Origin of the sequence: Martelella mangrovi, assembly GCF_040545495.1 — a bacterium.
Classification (GTDB): Bacteria; Pseudomonadota; Alphaproteobacteria; order Rhizobiales; family Rhizobiaceae; genus Martelella; species Martelella mangrovi.
Genome location: NZ_JBEPLY010000007.1, coordinates 75,623 through 100,795, shown reverse-complemented (window position 1 = coordinate 100,795; position 25,173 = coordinate 75,623). Strand labels below are relative to the sequence as shown.

General features: G+C 61.2%; 23 protein-coding genes. 9 read left to right on the top strand and 14 right to left on the bottom strand.

Features of this window, described 5'->3' with window-relative positions:
* Positions 1 to 64 precede the first annotated feature (64 nt).
* The 4 genes from nrdR to ABID12_RS11820 form a co-directional block, all read right to left on the bottom strand.
* Positions 65 to 547 (bottom strand): transcriptional regulator NrdR, encoded by a 483-nt coding sequence (nrdR, locus tag ABID12_RS11835; RefSeq protein ID WP_106310632.1) that lies wholly within the window; start codon positions 545 to 547, stop codon positions 65 to 67.
* Positions 547 to 1,851 (bottom strand): serine hydroxymethyltransferase, encoded by a 1,305-nt coding sequence (glyA, locus tag ABID12_RS11830; RefSeq protein WP_354434365.1) that lies wholly within the window; start codon positions 1,849 to 1,851, stop codon positions 547 to 549. The genes nrdR and glyA overlap by 1 nt, the downstream gene beginning before the upstream one ends.
* 127 nt (positions 1,852 to 1,978) lie before the next feature.
* A complete protein-coding gene (locus tag ABID12_RS11825; protein WP_106310688.1) occupies positions 1,979 to 3,259 on the bottom strand; it encodes a L,D-transpeptidase family protein in 1,281 nt (426 codons plus the stop codon).
* Positions 3,260 to 3,402: 143 nt separating this feature from the next.
* The gene (locus ABID12_RS11820) at positions 3,403 to 3,810 is read right to left on the bottom strand and encodes a DUF6163 family protein (RefSeq protein WP_146132358.1); all 408 of its coding nucleotides are present in this window, start codon (positions 3,808 to 3,810) and stop codon (positions 3,403 to 3,405) included.
* 143 nt (positions 3,811 to 3,953) lie between these two features.
* On the opposite strand from ABID12_RS11820, the gene hemB reads away from it, so the two are divergent.
* The 4 genes from hemB to mscL all read left to right on the top strand — a co-directional run bounded on the left by hemB (position 3,954) and on the right by mscL (position 6,990).
* Entirely contained in the window at positions 3,954 to 4,976 is a 1,023-nt protein-coding gene (hemB, locus tag ABID12_RS11815; RefSeq protein WP_354434364.1) for a porphobilinogen synthase, read from the top strand.
* A 103-nt stretch (positions 4,977 to 5,079) separates the two neighbouring features.
* Positions 5,080 to 5,547: an RDD family protein gene (locus ABID12_RS11810; RefSeq protein ID WP_106310626.1), complete on the top strand. Its 468-nt coding sequence runs from the start codon at positions 5,080 to 5,082 to the stop codon at positions 5,545 to 5,547.
* Positions 5,548 to 5,647: 100 nt separating this feature from the next.
* A complete protein-coding gene (locus tag ABID12_RS11805) occupies positions 5,648 to 6,400 on the top strand; it encodes an arginyltransferase (protein ID WP_354434363.1) in 753 nt (250 codons plus the stop codon).
* 137 nt (positions 6,401 to 6,537) lie between these two features.
* Complete coding sequence (gene mscL, locus ABID12_RS11800; protein ID WP_354434362.1) at positions 6,538 to 6,990, top strand: large conductance mechanosensitive channel protein MscL; 453 nt, start codon at positions 6,538 to 6,540, stop codon at positions 6,988 to 6,990.
* 102 nt (positions 6,991 to 7,092) lie between these two features.
* Here mscL and ABID12_RS11795 read toward each other — a convergent pair whose 3' ends face one another.
* Positions 7,093 to 7,506, bottom strand: a complete 414-nt coding sequence (locus ABID12_RS11795) for an ATP-binding cassette domain-containing protein (protein WP_354434437.1) — start codon at positions 7,504 to 7,506, stop codon at positions 7,093 to 7,095.
* A 123-nt stretch (positions 7,507 to 7,629) separates the two neighbouring features.
* On the opposite strand from ABID12_RS11795, the gene ABID12_RS11790 reads away from it, so the two are divergent.
* From ABID12_RS11790 to ABID12_RS11780, 3 genes are read left to right on the top strand one after another with little or no spacing between them, the layout of a single operon-like run.
* Positions 7,630 to 9,444: a S9 family peptidase gene (locus tag ABID12_RS11790; protein ID WP_354434361.1), complete on the top strand. Its 1,815-nt coding sequence runs from the start codon at positions 7,630 to 7,632 to the stop codon at positions 9,442 to 9,444.
* A 30-nt stretch (positions 9,445 to 9,474) separates the two neighbouring features.
* Positions 9,475 to 11,076, top strand: a complete 1,602-nt coding sequence (locus tag ABID12_RS11785; RefSeq protein ID WP_354434360.1) for an ABC transporter substrate-binding protein — start codon at positions 9,475 to 9,477, stop codon at positions 11,074 to 11,076.
* Between the two features lie 42 nt (positions 11,077 to 11,118).
* Positions 11,119 to 12,144 carry a serine hydrolase domain-containing protein gene (locus tag ABID12_RS11780; protein WP_354434359.1) on the top strand — a complete coding sequence of 342 codons (1,026 nt, stop codon included), beginning with the start codon at positions 11,119 to 11,121 and terminating at the stop codon, positions 12,142 to 12,144.
* Positions 12,145 to 12,225: 81 nt separating this feature from the next.
* Here the strand turns inward: ABID12_RS11780 and ABID12_RS11775 are convergent, their stop codons facing one another.
* Positions 12,226 to 13,434, bottom strand: a complete 1,209-nt coding sequence (locus tag ABID12_RS11775; protein WP_354434358.1) for a M20/M25/M40 family metallo-hydrolase — start codon at positions 13,432 to 13,434, stop codon at positions 12,226 to 12,228.
* A gap of 237 nt (positions 13,435 to 13,671) precedes the next feature.
* Here ABID12_RS11775 and ABID12_RS11770 point away from each other — a divergent pair, with 237 nt between their 5' ends.
* Complete coding sequence (locus tag ABID12_RS11770) at positions 13,672 to 14,619, top strand: LysR family transcriptional regulator (protein WP_106310587.1); 948 nt, start codon at positions 13,672 to 13,674, stop codon at positions 14,617 to 14,619.
* Positions 14,620 to 14,651: 32 nt separating this feature from the next.
* Here ABID12_RS11770 and ABID12_RS11765 read toward each other — a convergent pair whose 3' ends face one another.
* From ABID12_RS11765 to ABID12_RS11735, 7 genes are all read right to left on the bottom strand, one after another.
* Complete coding sequence (locus ABID12_RS11765; RefSeq protein ID WP_354434357.1) at positions 14,652 to 16,022, bottom strand: MmgE/PrpD family protein; 1,371 nt, start codon at positions 16,020 to 16,022, stop codon at positions 14,652 to 14,654.
* Between the two features lie 15 nt (positions 16,023 to 16,037).
* Complete coding sequence (locus tag ABID12_RS11760; protein ID WP_354434356.1) at positions 16,038 to 16,802, bottom strand: ABC transporter ATP-binding protein; 765 nt, start codon at positions 16,800 to 16,802, stop codon at positions 16,038 to 16,040.
* Entirely contained in the window at positions 16,802 to 17,662 is an 861-nt protein-coding gene (locus ABID12_RS11755) for an ABC transporter ATP-binding protein (RefSeq protein WP_354434355.1), read from the bottom strand. Before ABID12_RS11755 ends, ABID12_RS11760 begins: the two co-directional genes overlap by 1 nt.
* A 9-nt stretch (positions 17,663 to 17,671) precedes the next feature.
* Positions 17,672 to 18,595, bottom strand: a complete 924-nt coding sequence (locus tag ABID12_RS11750) for an ABC transporter permease (RefSeq protein ID WP_354434354.1) — start codon at positions 18,593 to 18,595, stop codon at positions 17,672 to 17,674.
* A gap of 13 nt (positions 18,596 to 18,608) precedes the next feature.
* Positions 18,609 to 19,682, bottom strand: a complete 1,074-nt coding sequence (locus tag ABID12_RS11745; protein WP_354434353.1) for an ABC transporter permease — start codon at positions 19,680 to 19,682, stop codon at positions 18,609 to 18,611.
* The gene (locus tag ABID12_RS11740) at positions 19,682 to 21,277 is read right to left on the bottom strand and encodes an ABC transporter substrate-binding protein (RefSeq protein ID WP_354434352.1); all 1,596 of its coding nucleotides are present in this window, start codon (positions 21,275 to 21,277) and stop codon (positions 19,682 to 19,684) included. The genes ABID12_RS11745 and ABID12_RS11740 overlap by 1 nt, the downstream gene beginning before the upstream one ends.
* 113 nt (positions 21,278 to 21,390) lie before the next feature.
* Positions 21,391 to 22,824, bottom strand: a complete 1,434-nt coding sequence (locus ABID12_RS11735; RefSeq protein ID WP_354434351.1) for a M20 family metallopeptidase — start codon at positions 22,822 to 22,824, stop codon at positions 21,391 to 21,393.
* Between the two features lie 334 nt (positions 22,825 to 23,158).
* Here ABID12_RS11735 and ABID12_RS11730 point away from each other — a divergent pair, with 334 nt between their 5' ends.
* Positions 23,159 to 24,664 (top strand): serine hydrolase domain-containing protein, encoded by a 1,506-nt coding sequence (locus ABID12_RS11730; protein ID WP_354434350.1) that lies wholly within the window; start codon positions 23,159 to 23,161, stop codon positions 24,662 to 24,664.
* A gap of 54 nt (positions 24,665 to 24,718) precedes the next feature.
* Here the strand turns inward: ABID12_RS11730 and ABID12_RS11725 are convergent, their stop codons facing one another.
* Positions 24,719 to 25,168, bottom strand: a complete 450-nt coding sequence (locus tag ABID12_RS11725; protein WP_354434349.1) for a type II 3-dehydroquinate dehydratase — start codon at positions 25,166 to 25,168, stop codon at positions 24,719 to 24,721.
* Between the last annotated feature and the right edge of the window lie 5 nt (positions 25,169 to 25,173).

The following is a 25,173-nucleotide window of genomic DNA, read 5'->3' as shown; positions in this document are numbered from 1 at the left end:
TGCGGGTCAGTTGCAAGTGTTTTGCTGTTTCAGATCGGCTGCGACGGGCAGAATTGCACTGCGCTCAAAGCTCACCCGTCTCCGAATCACGCGCAAGTTTGGCCGAAAACTCGGCGATGATTTCCTCGAAATCTTCCGTTGTCGAGAAATCGCGATAGACCGAGGCAAAGCGCACGAAGGCGACATCGTCGAGGTTCTTCAGCGCCTCAAGCACCAGAAGCCCGATTTCTTCCGACTGGATTTCAGGCTCACCCGCACTTTCCAGCCGCCGGACAATGCCGGAGACGGCGCGTTCGATACGCTCGCGCTCGACCGGGCGTTTCCTGAGCGCGATCTCGAAGGACCGCACCAGCTTGTCGCGGTCGAAGGGCACCTTGCGGCCGTTCTTCTTGACCACGACGAGCTCGCGCAGCTGCACGCGCTCGAACGTGGTGAAGCGCCCGCCGCAATCGGGACAGACGCGCCTGCGGCGGATGGACGTATTGTCCTCCGCCGGGCGCGAATCCTTGACCTGGGTGTCAGGCGAATTGCAGAACGGGCAGCGCATCAGCCCATATAGCCATACATCGGGAAACGGTCGGTCAAAGCGACGACCTTTTCACGCACGGCCTTTTCAACCGCCGCATTGCCCTCGTCGGAATTGGATTCCTTGAGCCCATCCAGCACCTCGACGATCAGCTTGCCGATCTCGCCGAATTCGGCTTCGGTGAAGCCGCGGGTGGTGCCGGCCGGCGCGCCGAGACGAACGCCGGAGGTGACGAAGGGCTTTTCCGGATCGAAGGGAATGCCGTTCTTGTTGCAGGTGATATAGGCGCGGCCAAGGGCAGCCTCTGCACGCTTGCCGGTGGCATTCTTCGGCCTGAGATCGACCAGCATGGAGTGGTTGTCGGTGCCGCCGGAAACGACGTCGAGACCGCCTTCCATCAGCGAGCCGGCCAGCGCACGGGCATTCTTGACCACCTGTTCGGCATAGGCCTTGAATTCCGGCTGCAGCGCTTCGCCGAACGCCACGGCCTTGGCGGCGATCACATGCATCAGCGGACCGCCCTGAAGGCCGGGGAACACGGCGGAATTGATCTTCTTGGCGATGTCGGGATCGTTGGTCAGCACCATGCCGCCGCGCGGGCCGCGCAGTGACTTGTGGGTGGTCGTGGTCACGACATGGGCATGCGGGCACGGCGAAGGATGCGCGCCACCGGCGACGAGCCCGGCAATATGGGCCATATCGACCATCAGGTAGGCGCCGACCGAATCAGCAATCTCGCGGAAACGCTTCCAGTCCCACACGCGCGAATAGGCCGTGCCGCCGGCAATGATCAGCTTCGGACGGTGCTCTTCGGCCTTTTTGGCAACCTCGTCCATATTGATGAGGTTGTCCTCGCGGGAAACGCCGTAGGAAACGACATCAAACCATTTGCCCGACATGTTGACCGGCGAGCCATGGGTCAGGTGGCCACCCGAATTAAGGTCGAGACCCATGAAGGTATCGCCCGGCTGCAGAAGCGCGAGGAACACGGCCTGGTTCATCTGCGAGCCGGAATTCGGCTGCACATTGGCGAACTCGACGCCGAACAGCTTCTTGGCGCGCTCGATCGCCAGTTCCTCGGCGATGTCGACAAACTGGCAGCCGCCGTAATAGCGCTTGCCCGGATAGCCCTCGGCATATTTGTTGGTCATGATGGAGCCCTGCGCCTCAAGCACAGCGCGCGAGACGATATTTTCCGAAGCGATCAGCTCGATCTCGTGGCGCTGGCGGCCCAGCTCCTTGCCGATCGCGTCGAAGATCTCCGGATCGGTGTCGGCAAGCGTGCGGTTGAAGAAGTTTTCTGTAAACACAGTCTGGCTTGTCATCGCGGGTTCCTCAATTGTGGCGGGCGGAAGCGTTCTAGCGTCCGCTGCATGATCGTGCAATAGACGAAAACCGCCGGCGAACATGGTCCGCCGGCGGCATTTTCAATCATGATTACGAAGGCCTTGCCTATTCGATGCCACTGGTCGTCTGCAGGGCAAGCTCGGGTGCGCCGTCGAGATTGTAGATATCGTCGCGGAACTGCACCACGCCGTCCTTGGCAGACCATGCGGTGATGTAGACGAAATGGTTCGGCACCGGATCGGCAAGGTTGACCGGCGTCGAGATGCCGGCGCGAATTGTTTCCTCGATCTTCTGACGGTTCCAGCCGGGCGTGTTCTTCAGCAGCCAGACATCGAGATCGCGCACGTTTTCGATCCGCACACAGCCGGATGATTCGAAACGCACGATCTCATTGAAGAGCGACTGGCTCGGCGTGTCGTGCATATAGACGGCATACTTGTTGTGGAAGTTGATCTTGGTCGAGGCCATCGCGCTGTTGGGACCGGGATCCTGACGGAAGGTCAGGTTCGGCGCCTTTTCGGCGTTCCAGTCGATGGTCATCGGATCGACTTCATTGCCCTTGTTGTCGTAGAGCCGGATCTTGTTATCCACCAGATAGTTCGGATCCTCGCGCATCAGCGGCATGATATCCTTCTGGATGATCGAGCGCGGCACGGTCCACGGCGGATTGAAGATGATCTCGAAGATTTTCGAGTTCAGCAACGGCGTCTGGCGCGACGGCCGGCCGACAATGGCGACGTTGCGCAGCGCAACCGCATTGTTTTCCACCGCCTCGGCATAGGCTGCCGGAATATTGACCAGCACATAGCGCTCACCGAGATCCGAGCCGGTGTCTTCCACACGGGTCAGGTTGGTTTCAAGCTGCGCCAGCCGCACCCGGGCGCTGACATTGAGCGCCTTCAGCGTGTATTCATCGATATAGCCGGTTTCGGCCAGGCCGTGGCGCGCCTGGAAACGGCGAACCGCCCCCTGCACATAGGAATCATAGGAATCGGAAATGCCGGCCGAAGACGGCAGGTCGCCGGAGACGATCAGCCGCTGACGCAGTTGCTGTACGGAGGGATCGTAGACGCCGAACTGCAACGGCACATTCGGGTGCACCTGCGGCCAGCCGCCGCTGGTGACGATGCGCTGGTATTCGGCGATCGCCTGCATCAGGTTGGACGGCGCGTTCGGACCAAGGATCGGCTGGTTGGAGCTGACGCTGGCCTGGGCGCGCGATGTCACCGCGTCGAACTGGTCGTCCCAGGTGCCGCGTCCGGGCGTATTGATCAGCGCGTCGACCGCGGACTGGGCCGAGGCCAGATGCGGCATCGCCAGCACACCGGCGGCACCGGCGATAAAACGGCGGCGCGACACAGTTTTGGAATGCGCTTTCGGGTTCAGGTCTTTTGTCATCAAATCCAAATCTCGTTCAGTCCCTCGGGCGCTCAAAGCGCGCCCCGCTCTCCATCGAAGGCGTTTGCATATCAATATGGCTAATTATTGTCGGCTTTCAAACCCTCGGACAGCCAATGGTTATCCAACACCTAGCGCCGACGAATGAAGGTAAGGTAAACCCAGAAGGATACGTAGAGACCGATCAACAGAATGTGAAGCGCGGACACCCCCGCAGCCTCGCCGAATATGTGCGGATAGGTGCTGTGCGCGCCGATCTGCACGACGGCGCCAAGCACCCAGAGCACAAAGCCCCAGCCGACACCGAACCAGAGCCCGGCCGCGGCAACCGGATAAAGCACCGAAAGCATGGCCTCGACAACGCGGACATCGGCATGAACCAGGTCGAACCGCCCGGCGCCGCCTTCGGTGATGCCGATCAGCGCCGCCCAGCTCGAAAGCGCCAGCACGATCAGAAACACGGCAACGCACCGCTTGAAGACGAGAAAAGCGGTCTGCGAAAAACTGGGTCTGGGCGTAACGCTCGGCTCTGAAGACATGATCGCCTTATACGCGGCAATTGCCGGCTGACAACCCCCGGACGATATCGACGATGTGACAAATTGGATTGTTTTGCCGGTGCGGGCGCCATGCTACAAGCCTGACAAACAGCAAAGACGACAGAGAAAGCCGGAGGCACAGGATGAACGACGCCAGCGACAAAACCCACCTCGTTGACCGGATCACCGGCCACCGCCGCATGCGCCGCAACCGCAAGGCCGACTGGACCCGCAGGATGGTCCGCGAAAACAGCCTGACCGTCGATGACCTGATCTGGCCGGTTTTCGTCATTCCGGGCGAAAATGTCGAGGAACCGATCCCTGCCATGCCCGGTGTCTCTCGCATGAGCGTCGACCGGCTGGCGGAAGCCGCCAAAAAGGCCGCGGATCTCGGCATTCCGGCGATTGCCACCTTCCCCAATGTCGAGATGGAAAAACGCGACATGACCGGCTCGGAGATCCTGAAGCCGGACAATCTCCTCAATCAGGCAACCCGCGCCGTCAAGAAGGCAGCCCCCGGTATCGGCGTCATTACCGATGTCGCCCTCGATCCGTTCACCAGCCATGGTCATGACGGTATTCTCGTCGGCGACGAGATCGTCAACGACGAAACGGTCGATCACGTCTGCGAGGCGGCGGTGTGTCAGGCCGAAGCCGGGTCAGACATCATCGCGCCGTCTGAAATGATGGACGGCCGCATCGGCGCAATCCGCGAACGGCTCGACGCCGCGGGATTTCAGGACGTCGGCATCATGTCCTACGCGACCAAGTTCTCGTCGGGCTTTTACGGCCCCTACCGCGAGGCGATCTCGACCAAGGGACTGCTGAAGGGCGACAAGGCGACCTACTACATCGACACTGCCAACGGCACGGAAGCCCTGCGTGACGCCGCGCTCGACGTCGAGGAAGGCGCCGACATGCTGATGGTCAAACCCGGCCTGCCCTATCTCGATATCTGCTGGCGGATGAAGGAAGCCTTCGGCCTGCCGGTGTTCGCTTACCAGGTCTCCGGCGAATATGCGATGATCCGCATGGCCGCCGAACGCGGCGCCATCGACGGCGAGCGGGTGATGATGGAAACGCTGCTGTCGTTCAAACGTGCCGGCTGCGACGGCATTCTCACCTATTTCGCCATGGAAGTGGCGGAAAAGCTGGCAAAATCGTGATCGCGACATTGCGGTAACGTTGCAATCGACAGCCGCTGTCCCACATTGGGGTCTGGAGAGGCAGCGCAACGGCGCTGCCCGATGAAACGAGCGAGCCGAACCGATGAGCATTGAACGAGACATGCCTTATGCCGCGCCGAATGCCGGCAGCCCTGCCTATTCCGGTGTGCTGTCGCGCCGGGTTCTGGCGTTTCTGGTCGATTACCTCATCATCGCCATCCTGTGGGTGCCGGCAGCGGTTGTGCTGTTCTTCGTCGGCATTGCAACGCTGGGTCTCGCCTTCCTGCTCTATCCGGCGCTCTATTTCATCGTTGCCGTGTGCTATTTCGGCATGACCATGGGCGGCCCGGCCCAGGCCTCTCCCGGCATGCGGACAATGGGGCTGAAGGTGGTGCGCACCGATGGCCTGCGGATGGATTTTCTGACCGCCGCCGTGCATCTGGCGCTGTTCTGGCTGTTCAACTCCGTCCTGACGCCGCTGGTTCTGCTGGTCGGCATTTTTACCGACCGCAAGCGCCTGCTGCATGATTTCCTGATCGGCGCCGTTGTCGTGCGTGAAGAAACGATCTGAAACAGGAACAGTGTTGCAACAAGATCGCCGCCAGCACGGTTGACCTTTTGTTCGATTGCGCCATGCTAGGGACAGGAACCCGAAGCATGTTGTGCTGGCCATGAATACGCAAGCCACTCAGTCGCCACAGTTTTATCTGACCGCTCCGGCGCAGTGCCCCTATCTGGAGGCCGAGCGCGAGCGCAAGGTATTTACCCATCTCGTCGGCCCGCGCGCCAACGAGATGAACGACCTTCTGACGCAAGGCGGATTCCGGCGTTCTCAGAACATCGCCTACCGCCCGGCCTGTGAAAACTGCCGCGCCTGCGTCTCCGTCAGGATCGTGGCCGAGGAATTTGAAAAGCCGCGTTCCTTGCGACGCATCCTCACCCGCAACGGCGATCTCGTGTCGAGCGAGCGGCAGGCCATTGCCACAGCCGAACAATACGACCTGTTTCGCACCTATCTCGACAGCCGCCATCAGCGCGGCGGCATGGCCGACATGACCATCGACGATTATGCGGTGATGGTGGAGGAGACCCATGTGGAAACCCGGATTTTCGAATATCGGGCGTCGACCGGCCGTGCGGACGAGGAAGGCGAACTGGTTGCCGTCGCTCTGTCCGATGTTCTCTCCGACGGGCTTTCGATGGTCTATTCCTTCTTCAACCCGGCCTATGTGAAGCGCTCGCTCGGCAGTTACATGATCATCGACCATGTGACCCGGGCGCAAAGGTTTGGCCTTCCCTATGTCTATCTCGGCTACTGGGTCAAAGGCTCGCAGAAGATGGACTACAAGAAGCGCTTTCAGCCGCAGGAACACCTGACGGCCCGCGGGTGGGAACCCGCCGAGGCGGAAGAGCCTGTGGAATAGCGCGTCCGCCGGCGCCATTTTTACCATCAGCATCGTTTTTGCACCGTAGCGTCTGGAACCCATGGTCGCATTCGCCTAACGTCATCCCGTCAGCAATTGCGTTGAAACATCGCGCCAGCAGGAGAGACAGAGGGACCATGCTGAAGGAATTCAGGGATTTCATCGCCAGGGGCAATGTCGTGGACATGGCCGTCGGCATCATCGTGGGCGCGGCATTCACCGCCATCGTCCGTTCGCTGGTCGCCGATATCATCGACCCGATCATCGGCCTGATCGTCGGCGGCATCGATTTTTCGGACATGTATTTCGTGATGGAAGGCACGGTGCCTGCCGGCGCGAGCCTTGCCGACGCGCGCGATTCAAGCGCGGCGATTTTCGCCTATGGCGCGTTCATCACCTCCGTCATCAATTTCATGATCATCGCCTTCGTGGTCTTTATGCTGGTCAAGACCATCAACCGGGTGCGTGCAGCCGCTGAACGCAAGGCCAAGAAGCAGGAAGAGATCAAGGCGGCAGAAGCCCCGCCGCCCGGACCAAGCGAGCTGGATGTCCTCCTCGAAATCCGCGATGCGCTGAAGAAGCAGCAATAGCCGCGCAACCGCAAGAAAGCCGGGGCCCGCGCATCCTTCATCGCGGCCCCGCCCCGTCACCGAAACGCGGACGCCGTCAATACCGAAGACGCCGGACGTGCCTCACATTCTGCCTTGCAGGGCCGCAGGCGATGTCCGCCGTCCGCTTTCGATGAGCGCGCGGGTATAGTCGTGATCGGGGTTCAAAAACAGCTTCTCTGTTTCCCCCTGCTCGACAACCCTGCCCCGCTGCATCACAAGCGTCCTGTTGCAGACCTGCCGGATAACGGCGAGGTCATGGGAGATGAAGACATAGGTCAGGTCCAGTTCGTCGCGCAGCGACCGCAGGAATGCGAGCACCTGTGCCTGCACCGAAACATCGAGCGCCGATGTCGGCTCGTCGAGCACCAGCAGTTTCGGATTGAGCGCCACCGCCCGGGCAATACAGACACGCTGTTTCTGCCCGCCGGAAAGCTCATGCGGATAGCGGTATTTGAACAGTTTCGGCAATTGCACGATATCGAGAAGCGTTTCCACCAAATCGGCAGTCTATGCCCGAAATGACTTAAACCATTCCGACTGATCGTTGGAATTCACATCCGATACGGTTTCTAATTTCCACCATCCCCTTGCGATGTTCGCTGGAAGCAGAGACCGATCATGACATCTCCCTCAATATCAGCCCTCGTATCGATATCGGAAAAATCCGCCCCGGCCGTTTCCACCGACGGGTCGCTGATCGCCTTTCTCTCCAATGAAACCGGCATTGCCCAAATCTGGCTGATGCCGGTCGAAAACGGGCGCCCTACCGGACCGGCGCGGCGGGCGACCGACCTGGACGAGCGGGTCGTCTCGATGGCATTTTCGCCCAAGGGCCGGGACCTGCTTTTCGTGACCGATTGCGGCATGGACGAACGCTTTCGGCTGTTTCTGCTGAAAAATGCCGAAGGAGAGCCCATTCCATTGACCCATGCGCCGGGCCGCGTCCACGCATGGGGCTGCTGGTCGCCCGATGGCGCCTCGATTGCCTATGGCTGCAACGGGCGGGACGCGGCGAAAATGGATATCCACGTCATGGATATCGCCACCGGCAAAAGCCGCATCGTCATGGAAAACCACGGCTATGCGGAACCGGTTGCCTTCAACCCGGACGGCAAACGCCTGCTCGTCAACGATTCCCGCCGGTCGATGAGCGATCAGGATCTGGTCTGGGTCGATCTTGCAAACCTTTCCGTGACACCTGCCCTGCCGCATGCAGGTCGCGCCCGCTATCTCTATGTCAAATTCCTCGATGAGGACGCACAAAGGGCGGTGATCCTGACGGATCAGGACAATGACTTTCTCCGCCCCTGCATCGCCGATTTCCGGACGGCGGCATTATCTCCCATTTTCGCGCCGGACGGCGTTGATGTCGATGTTGCCGCACTTTCTTCTGACAAGACGAAATTGGCCTGCACCGTCAACCATGAGGGCATTGACAGCATCGAGGTCGTCGCTCTCGCAGATGGTTCAATACGCCACTTCGGCGCGCCCGGCATGGGACAGATCGGGGGCCTGAAATTCACCGAAAATGATACGGCGCTCCTGTTTTCGCTGGCAGGCCCCGCCTTCCCGTCGGATAACTGGCGTCTGGCGCTGGAAAACGGGCAGTTTACCCGGATAGCCGAACCGTACGGCGCACCCGGCGAGTATGATTTTACAGAACCGGTTGTCGAACGCCTTGCCAGTTTCGATGGGTTGTCAGTCCCCTATTTCCTCTACACGCCGGACCAGACGCCGCCGGCCAGCGGATGGCCGATTTTGTTCATGGTCCATGGCGGCCCGGAAAACCAGTGGAAGGCACAGTTCCGGGCGGACCTGCAATATTATCTGAAACAGGGGATCATGGTGATAGCGCCGAATGTGCGCGGTTCCACCGGCTATGGCCGCCGCTACCACCAGATGGACGACCGCGAAAAGCGTATGGACAGCGTGCGCGATCTTCTGGCGCTGCGCGATGCCATTGCCGCCCGCCCGGATGTGGATGCGTCGCGCATCGGCGTCATGGGCCAGAGCTATGGCGGCTTCATGGTGCTGGCCGCCATGACCGAAGCGCCGCAGGCCTGGCGCTGCGGGATCGATTTTTACGGCATCTCCAATTTCACCACCTTGATGATGACCACCGGTCCGTGGCGGATGCAGCTGCGCGCGGCGGAATATGGCGACCCGGTCGAGGATGCCGCCCTGCTGGCCGATATCTCTCCGATGACGCGGATTGAGCGGATCAACGCGCCTCTTTTGCTGGTCCACGCAAACTGCGATCCGCGCGTTCCGATCGAACAGAGCGAACAGGTCTATTCCGCGCTCAAGGGACACGACCGGCCGGTGGAATATCTACGCATCGACCACGAAGGCCACGGATTTTCCCGTACGGCCAACCGGATACAGGTTTTCTCCGCCGTTTCCGCCTTTCTTCAAAAACATCTCATCACCTGACCCGCAATCATGCTTCCAAAGGAGCGCTCCATGAAGTTCATGAAAACATCCCTTTTATGCCTGACGGCCCTGACCCTGCCCGCCGCGATGACGCCGGCGCTGGCGGCAACCCCGCAGGATGCACTGGTCATGGCCTACAACATCGATGCTATTTCAAGCTTCGATCCGGCCCAGATCGCGGAAGTCGTCACCGATGAGATCGTGATGAACACCTGTGACGCGCTGGTGAACTACGACCCCGAAGACGAGGCCAGCTTCGTTCCCGCACTTGCCGAAAGCTGGGATGTTTCCGACGATGGCCTGCAGATCACCTTTCACCTGAAGGACGATATCGTCTTTCCCGACGGAACGCCCGGAACGGCCGATGACCTGCTGTGGTCGATGAAACGCGTCGTCAATCTCGGTTTCGGAAACTCCGCATCCCTGACGGAATACGGTTTCACCAAGGAAACGATTGACGATCTCATCACCGCGCCGGACGAGAGCACGATCGTGATGAAGCTCGACAAGCCCTACCCGCTCAATCTGGTTCTTGCCTCCGTCGCGGCCAACCGCGTTTCCGTCATGCTCAACCGCGCCGAAGTCGAGGCCAACGAGAAGGATGGCGACCTCGGCAATGCCTATCTTCAGGACAGGACGGCCTGCGTCGGCCCCTATCATCTGGCGCGGTGGAACCCGGGCGAGGCCGTTATTCTGGAAGCAAACGAAAACTACAACGGACCGAAGCCCAATCTCAGCCGCGTCATGATCCGCCATGTTGTCGAAACCGGCACGCAGCGCCTGCTGCTGGAAAAGGGCGATATCGACATCGCCCGCAATCTGGCGCCCGAGGATCTTGCCGAACTGCCGGACGCCGACGGTGTCGAAGTTGTCCGCACGCTGATCCCCTCGATGTTCTATATGGGCATGAACACCCAGGAAGAGCCGTTTGACGATCCGAAGGTGCGTCTGGCCATGCGCTACCTGATCGACTATCAGGGCCTGTCGAAAACCGTCATTGACGGCGTTGGCGTCGCCCGCGCATCATTTGTGCCGCTCGGCTCCTTCGGCGCTCTCGACGAAGCGGCGGGCGAGCCCTTTTCGCTCGATATCGACAAGGCGAAGGCACTTCTGGCCGAAGCCGGTTATCCCGATGGTTTCGAGGTCACGCTTCTCGTCGGCTCGCATCCCTATGGCACGCCGATTGCCCAGCAGATTCAGCAGGCCGCCAGCCAGGCCGGCATCACCTTCAATATCGAGCGCATGTCCAATGCCCAGCTCTATTCCCGAAACCGTGGCCGGGACTTTCAGGCTGCCCTGCTCGGTTTCAAGACCAATGTTCCCGATGCCAACGGCATGGCATCGCGTTTCGTCTACAACCCCGACAACAGTTTTGATGCCAAGCTGACCCAGTATCCGGCATGGCGCTCCGGCTACTTCGACGAGGAGATGAACGCCCGCGTTCAGGCCGCCCTTTTCGAGAAAGACCCGCAAAAGCGCGCAGAGATGTATCACGCGCTTCAGGAAGACATCATGCAGCAGGGGCCGATGGCCTATGTCATGCAGACCATGAATAGCGCGGCCAAGCGCGAAACGCTGCATGACTGGACGTGGAACGGCTTCCGTATCTACTACGGCAAGGCCACGAAATAAGTGCTTCCCTCTCTTTCCCGGCGTTCAGGCGCCGGGAACTCCATGAAACAATTCAGAAAGGTAGACAAGGTGGGCAGCATCAATGCCAATCCCGCAGCGCATTGGGACCGTTATGAAACGCCGGCAACGGCGGGATGGAATGTGAAGGCCGTCGCAGCGCTCGAAGCCGTCATCGGCGGCCAGAACACCGATTGCGTGCTGATCGCCCAGGGCGGCCGGATCGCCTTCACCCATGGCGATATCGAACACAAATATCTGTGCCATTCAATGCGCAAGAGCTTTCTTGCGGCACTGATCGGAGAGGATGTCGAAGCCGGACGTATCGACCTGTCGGCAACGCTGGAACGGCTCGGCATCGACGATCTCGATCCCCTGAGCCCGGTTGAGCGCAACGCCACGGTCTATGACCTCCTGACAGCGCGTTCGGGCATTTACCATCCGGCCGGCTATGAAACCGAATGGATGAAGATGATCAAAGAAAAGCGCCATTCCCACGCGCCCGGCACGTTCTGGTGCTACAACAACTGGGACTTCAATGCCCTCGGCTCCATCTTCGTCCAGCAGACCGGCCTCAGCGTTGCCGAAGCCTTTGCGCAGCGCATCGCAGCGCCGCTGGGCATGGAGGACTTTTCGCTCGATGGCGACAGGCCGGACGCGTGGACGGAGGCGTTCGAGGTCTCGCGCCACGGGGCCTATCCGTTCCGCCTTTCCAGTCGCGACCTTGCGCGGTTCGGCCAGCTTTTCCTTCAGAACGGGTCATGGTCGGGGAAAATGGTTCTGCCCGATGGCTGGGCCGAGGAAAACGTCATGCCCTATTCCCACGCCGGCGCAAGAGGCGCTTACGGTTATTGCTGGTGGCTCGAGCGCGACGGCGTTTTCGCCCCCGGTGTCCGCACGCCTACAGGCTCTTACGCTGCTCAGGGTGCCGGCGGGCATTATTGCATGGTGGTGCCGGCGCTGGACATGGTCATCATTCACCGCGTCGATACCGACAGAAAGGGACGCGCGATTTCCAAGCATGAATTCGGCCGTTTTCTCAAGGCTGTGCTGGTGGCTGCAGCGGGCTGACCTTTTTGGCCCCCCAGAAAAACGATAAAATCCGGCGGCGGGAACCACCCTGCCGCCGGATTGCTGATAGGGGCAGCGGTTTCAGCTATTCCACAGCCCTGCCGTGCCAAGGATTGCCGCCAGCCCGGCCGTCAGGCCCCGGACCGAGTTTTCCGGCTCGACGTCGATCCATTCTTCGAGGGAATGTGCCCGGCCGCCATCGCCGCCGGTACCCACGCAGACGGCGGGAATGCCGAGGCTCATGGCGATATTGGCATCGGTCGAGCTGAATTCCGGTTCCGCCTTGAAGCCGAAGGCCTGAAGAGCGGCCGTTGTCGCCGTCACGATCCGGCTGTCTTCAGCCGTACGCCCGGCGGGGCGGTTGCCGATCAGCTCGGCTTTTGCCGCGATGACGCCCGACTCGGTATTGCCGCGTTGGTTTTCCGCTGCGACGGCTTCTGCGATCAGCCAGTGCAGGGTCGCATCAAGGTCTTCCAGCGCGCCGGCGTCTTCGGAGCGCAGGTCGACTTCAAGCCAGACTGCGTTGGGAATGGCGTTGATCGAGGTTCCTCCGCCGAGAACCGAAGCGCAATAGGTGGTGCGCGGATTTTCGGGAACCTCCGTCTGTGACAGGCCAGTCACCACATGCGCCAGCGCATGAGCCGGATTGACCGTGCCGAACGCCGCCAGCGAATGGCCGCCTGGCCCGGTGAAGCTGATATGATAGCGGCGGGAGCCGACAGCGCCGGTCACAAGACGATCGAGGCTGATGCCGTCCATGGTGAAAAACGCGGTGATCCGGTCGCGATAGGCGTTTTCCGTAAACAGGTGGCGGACACCGCGCAGGTCGCCCTTGCCTTCCTCGCCGACATCGCCGACGAACAGAAGATCGCTTTCCGTTTCGATGTTTGCGGCATCGAGCGCACGGATGAAGGCAAGCAGCACGGCCAGCCCGCGCGTGTCGTCGCCGACGCCCGGCGCAAACAGTTTCGTGCCCTCGCGCCGCACGGTGCAATCGGTGCCTTCCGGGAAAACCGTATCGAGATGTGCGGCCACGACCGTCAGTCCGCCATTGCCGCGCCCGCGCCTGAGGCCGGTGACATTGCCGATCCCGTCGCGGCCGACATCTTCCAGCCCAAGCGCATTGAACATCGCCTCGTAAGCTAAAGCACGCTTCTCCTCGCCAAAGGGCGGCGAAGGGATTTCCGTCAGCGTTATGATGTCGTCGACGAAACGGTCATGATCCGCCTTCAGCACGGCTGCAGCGGCCTTGAATTGTTGCGACGCGAGAATGGTTTCGATTTCTGTCATGGGTTTACGGTTCCTTTGCCCTGCAAAGGGCATTTCTGCTGGAATACAGGCATTCGGGCACCTGTCGTTGGAGGTGAGACAAGGACTTTGCGGCGGCATTCGCCGGCGAACGCCTCGAAAGATTGCGCAAAAAAAATGCAACGCAAAAAGTTGACGTAAAATTGATCAAAAACTTGACTCGCGCGGTCTTCGGCAGTCTGATCGAAAGCCGATATTCAACCGTCCTGGATGCCGGTCATGGAACTGAGACTTCTGGAAGATTTTGTCTGCCTGAGCGAAGTCAGCAATTTTTCGCGCGCCGCCGAGCTGCGCCATGTCACGCAATCGACCCTGTCGAAGCGGATCAGGATGCTGGAACACTGGGTCGGCGCGGCGCTGGTCGACCGGTCGAGCTATCCGGTTTCGCTGACCGCGGAAGGCCGGATCATGCTGCCGCAGGCGCGTGAACTGGTGCGGCAGATCAACGGGCTGCGGGCTGGAATTCGCAGTTCCGGCCTCGACCGGGATGAAAAGATTCGCGTCCTCGCCATGCATACGCTGCGTGTGACCTGTATTCCGATCTGGCACAAGGCGGTGGAAACGCGCATCGGTTCGTTTGAGGAATATCCCTGCCCGGCCAATACCGCCTACAGCGAAACCGTGCGCCAGTTTCGCAATGATGAAAGCGACTTTCTGCTGACCTATGTTCACCCTTCGGTCAGCATGGGCTTTGAGGCCTCCGAACTGGAGTCGATCACGCTCGGGCGTGAACGCATTCTGCCGGTCAGCGCGCCTGATTCCGACGGGAAACCGCTGCATTCGCTCGAAACCGACGGCATTATCCGCTATCTGAGCTACGGAACGCAGAGTTTCTTCGGTCAGGTTCTCGCCCCGGTCCTGCGCGAACATCCCCTGCCGCTCAATGTCGTCGCGGTCAATGCCATGAGCGTCGGTTTGCACTCGCTGGCGCTGGTGGGCACGGGCGTTGCCTGGATCCCGGAAAGCCTTGCGCATCGCGATCTCGAGGAAGGACGTCTGGTGGTTGCCGGAAAGGACAACTGGACGATCTTCGCCGATATTTCCCTCTACCGGAAAACGTCTGCGAAACACCGGCCTCTTGCCGAAAAGGTCTGGCAGGCGACGCAGGAAGAGGCGCGTTCCGTGGTGACGCCCTTCCCGCAGCGTTATGCCCAGTCCTACGCCTGAGCAGGACATCGCCTGTTTCCGACACGAAAGCATCATGCGGCTTCGGAGCGCCCCGGTTTCCGGGCGACGAGCTTTGCCAGCGGTTTCAGCGAGCCAAGCCCGTCGATATCGTCAAGCGTTGCCTGCATGGCGGCGTCGAACGGCAGCCCGGCGGCGGCGAAACAGTCGCGGAGCTTGAACCGGCGCGCATCTTCGGAAAGCGGGTCCATCAGCGTGCCGCGCGCATGCGCAAGCGAGGCTGTCAGCACCCGGCCATCCTTCAGCTGCACCCGCGCCTGATGCGGCGGCCGTGTGCTGCCCTGCTCCTGTTCCGGCGGCATGATGTCCATCGTGATCTTCGAAAAAAGCGCGCGCAGATGCGGCCGCATGACGGCGGCATCGGTAAAGTCGGCAAGCGATAATTCGTCCTCGAACAGCGCCAGCGCCACGCAATACTGCATCGAAAACCGCCCTTCCATCGCCGTCAACGGTTCGGGATAGGCGAGATTGCGGAAATTGGCGCGGCCGACGGTGAGCGTAATGCCGTCCACGTCGTCTGCGGCAAAGCCGTGCTCGCCGCGCAGGGCGACAATCATGTCGACCGAATTGTGGGTCGAACCGCAGCAGGGATGAATTTTCGGCATCAGCCCGTCGGTTTCGATCACATGGGGCGTCGTAGCTTCCGGCATTGTCCACGCGGCCGCTGCACCGCCGCCCATCAGCGCACCGAACCCCTGCGCGCGTTCGAGAATGTCGGCGCGACCGTAAAGGCCGCTGCGCGCCAGAAGTGCGGCCTCCACGGCATTGCGCGCGGCCATGCCGGCGTGAAACGGCTTGGCCGGCGTTCCGAACTGGCCTTTCATGCCGGCCGCCGAACTGACGGCAAGCGACATGGCCTGCACCACGCCGGCATGATCGAGCCCCAGCAGGGCGGCACATCCCGCCGCCGTGCCGATCGCGCCAACGGTCGATGTGGCGTGCCAACCCGCCGCATAATGTTCGGGGCGCACGCCGGAGCCGACCAGCGCCTGTGCCTCGAGGCCTGTCAGATAGGTGTCGATGAGGACGGCACCCGAAACATTCAGTAATTCGCCCAGCGCCAGAAGCGCGGGAACGAGCACAGCCGAGGCATGGCTCATGCCCGGCCCGAAATTGTCGTCGAAATCGAGCGCATGTGCGGCGATACCGTTGATCATCGCGGCCTGCGCCGGATCTGCAGAACCGCCGCCGACCAGCGTTGAAGCCCCGTCATGTCCGGCCCTCAGCAATGCGCTGCGGGCGGCAAGAACGGCCATGTCGCCCTGCCCGGCAACCATGCAGGCCAGCGTATCGGCTATGGCATTGCGCGCGGCGATACGGTTTTCGGTGGTGACGGCGACGCCGCCTGCCGCGCGGGCGGCAATCTGTTCAAGAATGGTTTCCATGCGTTTTTCCGGGGTTCAGCTGCGCGCGACGGCCGGCGCCGAGGCGGCAAGAAAGTTGCGGGTATAGGTCTCGCGGACATTGCCCGCGCGAAGCTGATCGGGCGTCAGTTGTTCGAGAATGCGGCCGCCCTGCATCATCGCGATGCGGTCGCACATGTGAGCGATGACGGCGATGTCGTGGCTGACCATCAGGTAGCTCAGTCCGCGCTCGCGGCGCAGTCGGTTCAAAAGGTTGAGGATTTCCGCCTGCACGGAGACATCGAGCGCAGACGTCGGCTCATCCAGCAGCAGCAGCTCCGGCTCGCAGATCAGCGCGCGCGCAATCGCCACGCGCTGGCGCTGCCCGCCGGATAATTCGTGCGGATAGCGGAACCGGAAGCTGGAATTGAGCCCGACGGACTGCAGGACCTCATCGATCCATTGCTGCGACTTGCCGAGCTTCATGATTTTGATCGGCTCCGCCAACACGCTCTGCACCATCTTGCGCGGATGCAGAGAGGCATAGGGGTCCTGGAACACCATCTGAACCCGGCGGAAAAAGTCGCCGCTGCGCTTGTTCTGCAACTCCTTGCCGTTCAGCAGGATCGAGCCTTCATAATCGCTGTTGAGGCCGGAAATCGCACGCAGCACGGTCGATTTTCCGCAACCTGACTCCCCGATCAGGCCAAAGGCGCTGCCGCGCGGGATTTCGAAGGAAATGTCGTCGGCCACGGTAATGGTCGCTGCGTCGTAACCGAAGCGGACCGTCAGGCCGAGCGTTTCGAGAATGTTTTCCGCCATCATGCCAGCTCCACTTCGGTGTCGTCCAGCCAGGCGGGGTCACGCACGGGCACGGCCAGTTCGGCGCGCGGACTGTCGAGCCGCGGCAGGCTGTCCAGCAAACCGCGCGTATAGGGATGTTGCGCCCGGCCGAGATCGCGGGCGGCAAGGTCTTCCATCACCCGCCCGCCATACATGACCAGAACCCGGTCGCAGAAATCCGCCACAAGATTGAGGTCGTGGGAGATGAAGATCAGGCTGGCGCCGGCGCGCTCCACAAGCTCCTGCAGCACCGACAGAACCTGCCGGCGCACGGTAACATCCAGCGCCGAGGTCGGTTCGTCGGCGATGATCAGTTTCGGCTCGGGGATCAGCATCATCGCGATCATGATGCGCTGGCCCATGCCGCCGGAAACTTCGTGCGGCAGCAGGTCGAAAACCCGCTCCGGATCGCGGATATGAACGCTTTCGAGCATTTCAAGCGCGCGGCGGCGGGCCTCGGTGCGGCTTGCCCGGTGATGGACGCGGTAGGCTTCCGAAATCTGTTTTCCCACCGTCATCAGCGGATTGAGCGAATATTTCGGATCCTGCAGGATCATCGCGATTTCGCGCCCGCGGATACGCCGCATGCGCCGTTCCGACAGGTCGAGTATATTTTCGCCGTTGAACACCATCCGGTCGGCCGTCACCTTGGCCGTGGGCGGCGACAGCCGCATGATCGAGCGGCCGGTCTGGCTCTTGCCGGAGCCGCTTTCCCCGACAATGCCGAGCTTTTCGACGCCGAGGTCGAAGGAGACGTTGCGGACGGCATGAGTGGTGCGGTTTTCGCCGTGGAAGTGGATGTTGAGCTTGCGGATGCTCAGGATCGGATCATCAGTCATGCCGCGCTCCTATTCATGCCTTGGGTCGAGGACATCGCGCAGACCGTCACCGACGAGATTGAACGCGATCGAGGTCACCAGAATGGCGATACCGGGAAAGGCCGCGACATGCGGGCTTGTCAGGATGAACTGCCGGGCCGCCGACAGCATCGCGCCCCATTCCGGCGATGGCGGCTGCGCGCCGAGACCGAGAAAGCCGAGCCCCGCCGCCGACAGGATGATCGAGGCCATGTTGAGGGTGATCCGGGCGATGACCGAGGGAATGCACATCGGCATGACATGGCTGACGATCAGCCTTGTGTTGGATGCGCCCTGCAGCCGGACGGCGGAAATATAGTCCGACCGGCGGATAACCATGGTTTCGGCCCGCGCCAGACGGGCAATCGGCGGCCAGGACGCCAGCGAAATGGCGATGATGGCATTGTTGATCCCCGGCCCGAGGGCTGCGACGAAGGCGAGCGCCAGCACCAGCGACGGAAAGGCGAGGAATATTTCGGTGATCCGCATCAGCACGATATCGACCCAGCCGCCGAAATAGCCGGAAACCGTGCCGACGATCAGGCCGACGGGGGCTGCGATCACCGCCGTAAGGCAAGCAATATAAAGGGTGATGCGAGCGCCGAACAGAAGCCGCGAATAGATATCGCGCCCGAGTTCGTCCGTGCCGAACCAGTGCTGAAGCGACGGCCCCTGCAGGCGGTTTGCAAGGTCCTGGGTGAAAATGTCCTGCGTGGCGAGAAGCGGCGCGAAAACGGCGGCGAAAACGATGATCGCCAGCAGGGCGAAACCAAGAAGGGCGGAGCCGTTGCGGCGCAGTTTGCGCCAGCCGAGCCACACCTGCTGGGCGCGGGCTTGCGCCGGAGAAACCGGGTTTTCGGCCGTCAGCCAGTCGCGGAAGGATGGTGTTTTCGCCGGATGGGTGGTGTCACTCATATCCTTCTCCTTCTCAGCGGGTTCTGGGGTCGATGACGCGATAGAGAAGATCGCAGACCAGGTTGAGGAGGACGAAAATGACGCCGATGACCAGCGTGCAGCCGACCACGGCATTCATGTCACCGGACAGCAGCGAATTGGTCATGAAACGGCCGAAACCGGGCCAGGCGAACACCGTTTCCGTCAGCACCGCCCCTTCCAGCAGATAGGCATAGGAGAGCGCGATAACGGTGATGACCTGCACGGCAACATTGCGAAACACATGGGTCCACACGATCCGCCACAGGCCGAGCCCCTTGGCGCGGGCGCTGATGACATATTCCTGCTCGAGCTGGTCGATCATGAACGAGCGCGTCATCCGGCTGATATAGGCGAGCGCGCTCAGCGCCAGGATCGAGGCCGGCAGGATGATGTGGCCGAACACGTTCTTGAAAAGCCCCCAGTTGTGCTGGAGCGCAGCGTCGACCAGAAAGAAACCGGTGACCTGATGAAGCTCGAATTCCCAGGTAAAATCGATCCGTCCCGGCCCGTTGACCCAGCCAAGCTGGGCGTAGAGCAGGACCAGACCCATCAGCCCCAGCCAGAAATTGGGTGCCGAATAGCCGAGCAGCGAAAGAATACGCGCGACATGATCGACGATCGAATTGCGATAGACGGCGGCAATCACGCCCAGCGGAACGCCGATCACCGTACCGATCAGCATTGCCAGCGTCGCCAGTTCCATGGTGGCCGGAAAAACCCGGGCAATCTCGTCTGAAACCGGCCGCCCCGAAATCAGCGAATTGCCGAAGTCGAACCGGGCAACGTCCCAGAGATAATGCGCAAACTGCACAAGAAGAGGCTGATCGAGACCCAGTTTCTGGTAAAGCGCATCATAGGCTTCCTGCGTGGCATTGTCGCCAAGGATCGCCAGAACCGGATCGATCGGCAGCAACCGCCCGATGATGAAGGTCAGGGCGGCAAGGCCGATCAGCGTTGCCGCAAACGACAGAAGAAATTTTGCGCCGCCGAAGATGCGCGGCAGGCGAAGGGACCTGCCGCGCGCGCCTGCGGACGCGCTTTTATCAAGCGTTCCGGCGTCAGCCATTATTTACTCGCCATGTCGTAGTAGACTTGGAAACCGTTCCAGGTCCAGTTCTTCAGCGTGTCGCGCGCAGCGGCCACGAAATAGGTCTGGAACATGATCGCCATCTCGCCGGTTTCCATCCAGCGCTTCTGGAGATCGGCATACATGGCCTTGCGCTTTTCCGGGTCCGTCTCGACGGCGGCCGCTTCCACGATCGCGTTATATTCCGGGTCCTGATAGGAGGCGCGCCATGCCGGATACTGCGTCAGCTGCGCCTCAAAGGAATTGTCCGGGTTCATGACCAGACGCGAGGCATTGCCGTGGGCATCGGGAACACCGGTCTGCCAGGCCTTGATCCCGGACTGGTATTCGCGGCCACGCACCCGTGCAAAGAACTGCGCATTGGCCATCTGCTCGATATTGAGTTCGACGCCGATCTGGGCGGCGTTCTGCTGAACATGCTGGCCAAGCGGCGCCGACCACGGCAGCGAACCGACAAGGATCGTCGCCTCGAAACCATCTGGATATCCGGCTTCGGTGATGAGCTCCTTCGCCTTGTCCAGATCGAGGTGGAACGGGCGGGCCTCGTCTTCCGGCAGGGCGCCGAACGCGCCGGACTGGGCGAAACTGTTCCACGGCTTGCCGAGATACTGCATCACCGTATCGCCGAGCGCGTCATAGTCGATGAGATATTTCATCGCCAGCCGCACCTTCTGATGGCTGAAAATCTCGTCGGCGGTGTTGAAGGTCCAGAAGATCAACTGCGGCTTCAGCGCCGAGGTGACATGGATGCCGTCCATCGCCTCCAGTTCGCGCAGGTCTTCCGGCGTCAGGTCGCGGGCGATATCGACATCGCCTTTTTCGACCATCAGGCGCTGCGTCCCGGTTTCGGCAACATGGCGGATCATCACGCGCGACAGACCCGGCTTTTCGCCATAATAGTTGTCATTGGCTTCCAGAAGCACGCCCTGCCCCTGATTCCAGCTGGCCAGATGATAGGGACCGGCGCAGGCGGTCTTGTCCTTCAGATAGGCGTTGCCGAAATCGCCATCCTGCTCGTTCTGCATGATCAGCTCTTTGTCGAGCGCGATCGATACGCGATTGGCGGCAATGGCCTGCATCAGCAGCGAAGACGGATAGACATCGCCGAATTTGAGCACCAGCGTATAATCGTCCGGCGCGGTGATGCGCTCATCCATGTTGTCGACGGAAAACCCGTAATCCGTCAGTGCCGCCGCATTGCCGTAGCCAAGCGAAATCGCCCGTTTCAGCGACCAGACGAAGTCCTCCGCCGTTACCGGGTTACCGGAGGGAAAGACGGCATCCTGATGCAGGTTGAAGGTGATGGTCTTGCCGTCCTCGGAAACCGTCCAGCTTTCGGCCAGCGCCGGAATGACCTCGGCTTCGGCTTCCGGTTTGAAACTGACCAGAGCATCGCATGTGTTCTGCAGCAATTCATTGGTGACGACCTCGCCGACCTGTGCCGGGTCGAATGTCGAAATGGCGTCGATATTCCATGCCATGACGAGCGCGTCGTCGGGCGTTGCCGCCAGTGCCGGCAGAGCGCTGCCGCCGGCGAGGAAAGCGGCTGTGAGAAGTCGCGGAATTCCGTTCATTTGGCTGATATCCTTACTGTTCCCGTTTTCAGTTTGCCGGACCGTGGCTTTTTGCCCTTTTGTCGGTCCGGATATTCTCCGCACCCCGACCCTCGAAAGGCCGGGTGTGACTGTCATTCGGCAGCGGCGGCAGGCCGCGGCTGAAGCGGCGGTTTCACATCTGCCGGAATCGGGCAGACATAAGGCTCGCGGGCGAGATTTTCGGCATGTGCCTTCTTCACCCGCGCCATGAGCGTTTCATCTTCCATCAGCATGCGGCCGGTTGCCGCCATCACCTTGCTGACATAGGTCATGGCCTTGTGGGCGGCCGGCGCCTTGCCCTGCGCGACGATCTGCCAGCTGTGCCCCGGCGTGCCGATGGCGTGGGTCGCCGCATGCGCCTGAACCGTGGGCACGGCCCAGGAAACGTCGGCAACATCGGTCGAGCCCATCATCTTCTCGCCTTCAAGCTCGAGCGGCAGAACGTAATCGCAAAGCGGCTCGCCTTCGCGTGGTTCAAGCCCGACGGAGCGATAGGACGCGGCGATATCGGCCGGCGTCAGTGTCTTCTGGATTTCGGCGGCAAATTTTCGGTCCGCCTCGTCGAAGGCGATGCCGCCGAGCGCCTCGAACGCCTTCTGCATCGCCTCGTCGAGCGGCTTGTTGCCCAGCATGTTGGAAACGGCGGACATGATCGAGATATCGACGCTCGTCTCGGTCATCATCGCAGCACCGCGGGCGATCTTCTCGACCCGCGCATTGAGGTCGAACATGCCCGAAAGCGTGGTCGAGCGAATGGCATAGCGGGTCTTCGCCTTGCCCTGAACCACGTTCGGCGCGGTGCCTCCGGCATTCAGATAGGCATAATGGATGCGGCTTTCCTGCGGGACATGCTCGCGCAGATATTGCACGCCGACGTTCATCAGCTCGGCGGCGTCAAGAGCGGAACGGCCCAGATGCGGCGCGGCGGCGGCGTGGCTGGAGCGGCCGGTAAATTCGAAATCCATGCGGGTATTGGCAAGGCTTTGCGCCTTGGCAACGCCGGTCATGGCGGCGGGGTGCCAGGTGATCGCGGCATCGACATCGTCAAACGCGCCGTCGCGCACCATGAAGGCCTTGGCTGCACCGCCTTCCTCTGCCGGGCAGCCGTAATAGCGCACGCGGCCCGGCGTGCCGGTTGCCGCCAGCCAGTCCTTCAGCGCACAGGCTGCCAGAAGCGCGGCGCTGCCCAGAAGGTTATGGCCGCAGCCATGGCCGGGACCATTGGCTTCGATGGGTTTCGGCTCGGCGATATTGGCTTCCTGGCTCAGGCCCGGGAGCGCATCATATTCGCCGAGAATGGCGATCACCGGACCGCCCTCACCCGCTTCGCCCATCACGGCGGTCGGAATGCCAGCGACCTCCTCCGTCACGGCAAAACCTTTTTCGCGCAGCATCGCCGTATGTTCGGCGCAGGAGCGGTATTCCGCATAAAGCGTTTCCGGCATGCCCCAGACCCGGTCGGCAAGACCGATCAGATCCGCGCTGTGTTCATCGACATAATCCCACACCGGCTCGGAATTCTGCATTTCATTCCCCTGAACGTTATTTTGTTTGCAACGATTATCGAGTTTCCGGCCAGGCCGTGGTTCTGTCCAATGACAATGCGCGCAGATTCCAGTCATCATAAGAATAGATGATCTTCCCCTTCGCCAACCGCGCCGCCGGCCGATGCGCTTCAGGAATAGTTTCTGGAAAACATGGAATTGGTCAGCCGCCGGCGCGGCTGCTAATCAGGATATGTGCAGGCCGTTTTCAGAAACCGGCTTTCCGTTCAGGGTTCACGTCAAATGTCTGGCGAACACCAACGTCTGACAGGTCAGCAGCTTTACGCCGTGCCCGCAGACACACAGGAAATGGGATATGACAGAACTGAACTGGGGTGATGCGGAGAAGGTGGCGGCAGCGCGCGTTGGTGCATGGCGGGAAACGGAGCCGGGTGGCGCCATTGTCGTCTTCGATGCGGGCGGTCCACGTATCGCTGTCGCCAGCGGCGTGGAAAATCTTTCGACGCTGAAGCCGTTTACCGCAGACACTGTCGTCCGCTACGCCTCCATCACCAAACACGCCTTTGCCTCACTGGTCACGGCGCATAACGATATCATCGGCCTCGATGATCCGCTCGGGCGTCACCTTCCCGAACTGCAACCGCCTCTGGCGGAGGTAACCGTGGGGCAGGCACTCGATATGACCGGCGGCCTGCCGGATGTGCGCGAATGCCTGACCCTGCTCGGCCTTTCGGTTTTCACCGAAACCGCCGCCCGCCCCCTGTTTGAATTTCTGACCCGCATGACCCGGCTGAATTTTCCGGCCGGCACGGAAATTTTTTATTCCAACACCGGCTACCGGCTGGTGGAAACCGCACTGGAGTGTAGGAATATATTCTTCCGCGACTACATCCGCAGACAGGGTGAAACGCTCGGCGTCACCTTCGATGCGCCGGATATGTGGAGCGAGCCGGTCCGCGATCTGGCTCCCGGATACTGGCGCGACGGCGAACATTGGCGGCTTTCGGCGGCGGGTCTGCATATTTCCGCATCCGGCAGCATGACCGGCAGCGCCGCCGCGCTTGCCGCATGGGTGCAGGCACTGATGACAGAAAGAGGCGAATATGCCGGCATTCTGGAGCGTCTTGCCGCCCGGCGTTATCTCGCCGATGGACGCCCGACGGATTACGGCCTCGGCATACGCCGCGTCCAGCTCGGCAACAGAACATTGTTCGGCCATGGCGGCTCGCATCCGGGCTACAAGAGCCATTTTCTCATCGACCGCGAAAGCATGACCGGCGCTGTTATTGTCGCAAACCGCGAAGATGTCGATGCCTACGCGATGGCAATGGATGTCATGGCGGCGCTCACGGGCGAAAACCTGCCGGAGCCTGCAACGCGCCTGCCGGATGGGCTTTACGTGACTGCAAACGGTCCATGGTGGATTGAGGTCAAGGGATCGTCTCTGACCTATCTGAACAATTCAGACACACTTTATGCGGACGATGACGGGACCGCGGCATCGCACTCGCCGACATCACCGGCCCGGCTGCGATGGGACGGAAACGCGATCACCGGCGAAATCGGCCATGCCGAACACCGTTTTCTGCCCGCCGATCCCGAGCCCGTTCCCGCCGGCCTTCAGGGCCGATGGCTTTCCCCGGAAGGGGCAATGATCGTGATAGACGGCACCGACGTGATTATCGGCACCGGCCCGGTAAAACGGCGCATGCCGCTCACATCGCTGGGCCGGGGTCGTTTTCTGTTCAGTCTCGTGGATGGTCCCTGGACCAAGCGGATATTGCTGCACAGGCTGACGGAAGACCGACTGGAACTGGTTCTGAGCCGCGCGCGGATGATCGAATATCAGCGTCTGGCATAAGGCCGGGCGCTCATTGCCAAAGCGTCGGCGTCACCCCGCCGCCTGACTGAAACATCACGCCCCTTGTGTCGCCTCCGCCGCCATTTCGCGCAGCAGGCGCACGGCGTGGGGATAGCCGCGGGCGCCGCAGCCGGCCATTACCGCCGTTGCCACGGGCGAGACCAGCGAGTTGTGGTACATCGGTTCGCGTTTGTGGACATTGGAGATATGGAACTCGATCAGCGGGCCGGGATACATCTTCAGCGCATCCATCATCGCCATCGAATAGAAGGTGAAGGCGGCGGGGTTGATCAGCAGCGCCGAGGAGGCATCGATGGCCTCGTGGATCCACTCGATCATCTCCTGCTCGGAATTGGTCTGGCGAAACACCAGCCCCTCCTCCCCTGCGGCTTCCATGCACATGGCTTCGACTTCGGCCAGGGTCGTATGGCCGTAGACTTCCGGCTCGCGCAGGCCGAGCCGGTTGAGGTTGGGTCCGTTCAGGACATAAACGGGTTTGGTCATGCGGT

What these genes read in the sequence shown, in the direction of transcription:
- nrdR (WP_106310632.1), bottom strand. Translation starts at nt 547, where the DNA reads ATGCGCTGCCCGTTCTGCAATTCGCCTGACACCCAGGTCAAGGATTCG.
- glyA (WP_354434365.1), bottom strand. Translation starts at nt 1,851, where the DNA reads ATGACAAGCCAGACTGTGTTTACAGAAAACTTCTTCAACCGCACGCTT.
- ABID12_RS11820 (WP_146132358.1), bottom strand. Translation starts at nt 3,810, where the DNA reads ATGTCTTCAGAGCCGAGCGTTACGCCCAGACCCAGTTTTTCGCAGACC.
- hemB (WP_354434364.1), top strand. Translation starts at nt 3,954, where the DNA reads ATGAACGACGCCAGCGACAAAACCCACCTCGTTGACCGGATCACCGGC.
- ABID12_RS11810 (WP_106310626.1), top strand. Translation starts at nt 5,080, where the DNA reads ATGAGCATTGAACGAGACATGCCTTATGCCGCGCCGAATGCCGGCAGC.
- ABID12_RS11805 (WP_354434363.1), top strand. Translation starts at nt 5,648, where the DNA reads ATGAATACGCAAGCCACTCAGTCGCCACAGTTTTATCTGACCGCTCCG.
- mscL (WP_354434362.1), top strand. Translation starts at nt 6,538, where the DNA reads ATGCTGAAGGAATTCAGGGATTTCATCGCCAGGGGCAATGTCGTGGAC.
- ABID12_RS11790 (WP_354434361.1), top strand. Translation starts at nt 7,630, where the DNA reads ATGACATCTCCCTCAATATCAGCCCTCGTATCGATATCGGAAAAATCC.
- ABID12_RS11785 (WP_354434360.1), top strand. Translation starts at nt 9,475, where the DNA reads ATGAAGTTCATGAAAACATCCCTTTTATGCCTGACGGCCCTGACCCTG.
- ABID12_RS11780 (WP_354434359.1), top strand. Translation starts at nt 11,119, where the DNA reads ATGAAACAATTCAGAAAGGTAGACAAGGTGGGCAGCATCAATGCCAAT.
- ABID12_RS11775 (WP_354434358.1), bottom strand. Translation starts at nt 13,434, where the DNA reads ATGACAGAAATCGAAACCATTCTCGCGTCGCAACAATTCAAGGCCGCT.
- ABID12_RS11770 (WP_106310587.1), top strand. Translation starts at nt 13,672, where the DNA reads ATGGAACTGAGACTTCTGGAAGATTTTGTCTGCCTGAGCGAAGTCAGC.
- ABID12_RS11765 (WP_354434357.1), bottom strand. Translation starts at nt 16,022, where the DNA reads ATGGAAACCATTCTTGAACAGATTGCCGCCCGCGCGGCAGGCGGCGTC.
- ABID12_RS11760 (WP_354434356.1), bottom strand. Translation starts at nt 16,802, where the DNA reads ATGGCGGAAAACATTCTCGAAACGCTCGGCCTGACGGTCCGCTTCGGT.
- ABID12_RS11755 (WP_354434355.1), bottom strand. Translation starts at nt 17,662, where the DNA reads ATGACTGATGATCCGATCCTGAGCATCCGCAAGCTCAACATCCACTTC.
- ABID12_RS11750 (WP_354434354.1), bottom strand. Translation starts at nt 18,595, where the DNA reads ATGAGTGACACCACCCATCCGGCGAAAACACCATCCTTCCGCGACTGG.
- ABID12_RS11745 (WP_354434353.1), bottom strand. Translation starts at nt 19,682, where the DNA reads ATGGCTGACGCCGGAACGCTTGATAAAAGCGCGTCCGCAGGCGCGCGC.
- ABID12_RS11740 (WP_354434352.1), bottom strand. Translation starts at nt 21,277, where the DNA reads ATGAACGGAATTCCGCGACTTCTCACAGCCGCTTTCCTCGCCGGCGGC.
- ABID12_RS11735 (WP_354434351.1), bottom strand. Translation starts at nt 22,824, where the DNA reads ATGCAGAATTCCGAGCCGGTGTGGGATTATGTCGATGAACACAGCGCG.
- ABID12_RS11730 (WP_354434350.1), top strand. Translation starts at nt 23,159, where the DNA reads ATGACAGAACTGAACTGGGGTGATGCGGAGAAGGTGGCGGCAGCGCGC.
- ABID12_RS11725 (WP_354434349.1), bottom strand. Translation starts at nt 25,168, where the DNA reads ATGACCAAACCCGTTTATGTCCTGAACGGACCCAACCTCAACCGGCTC.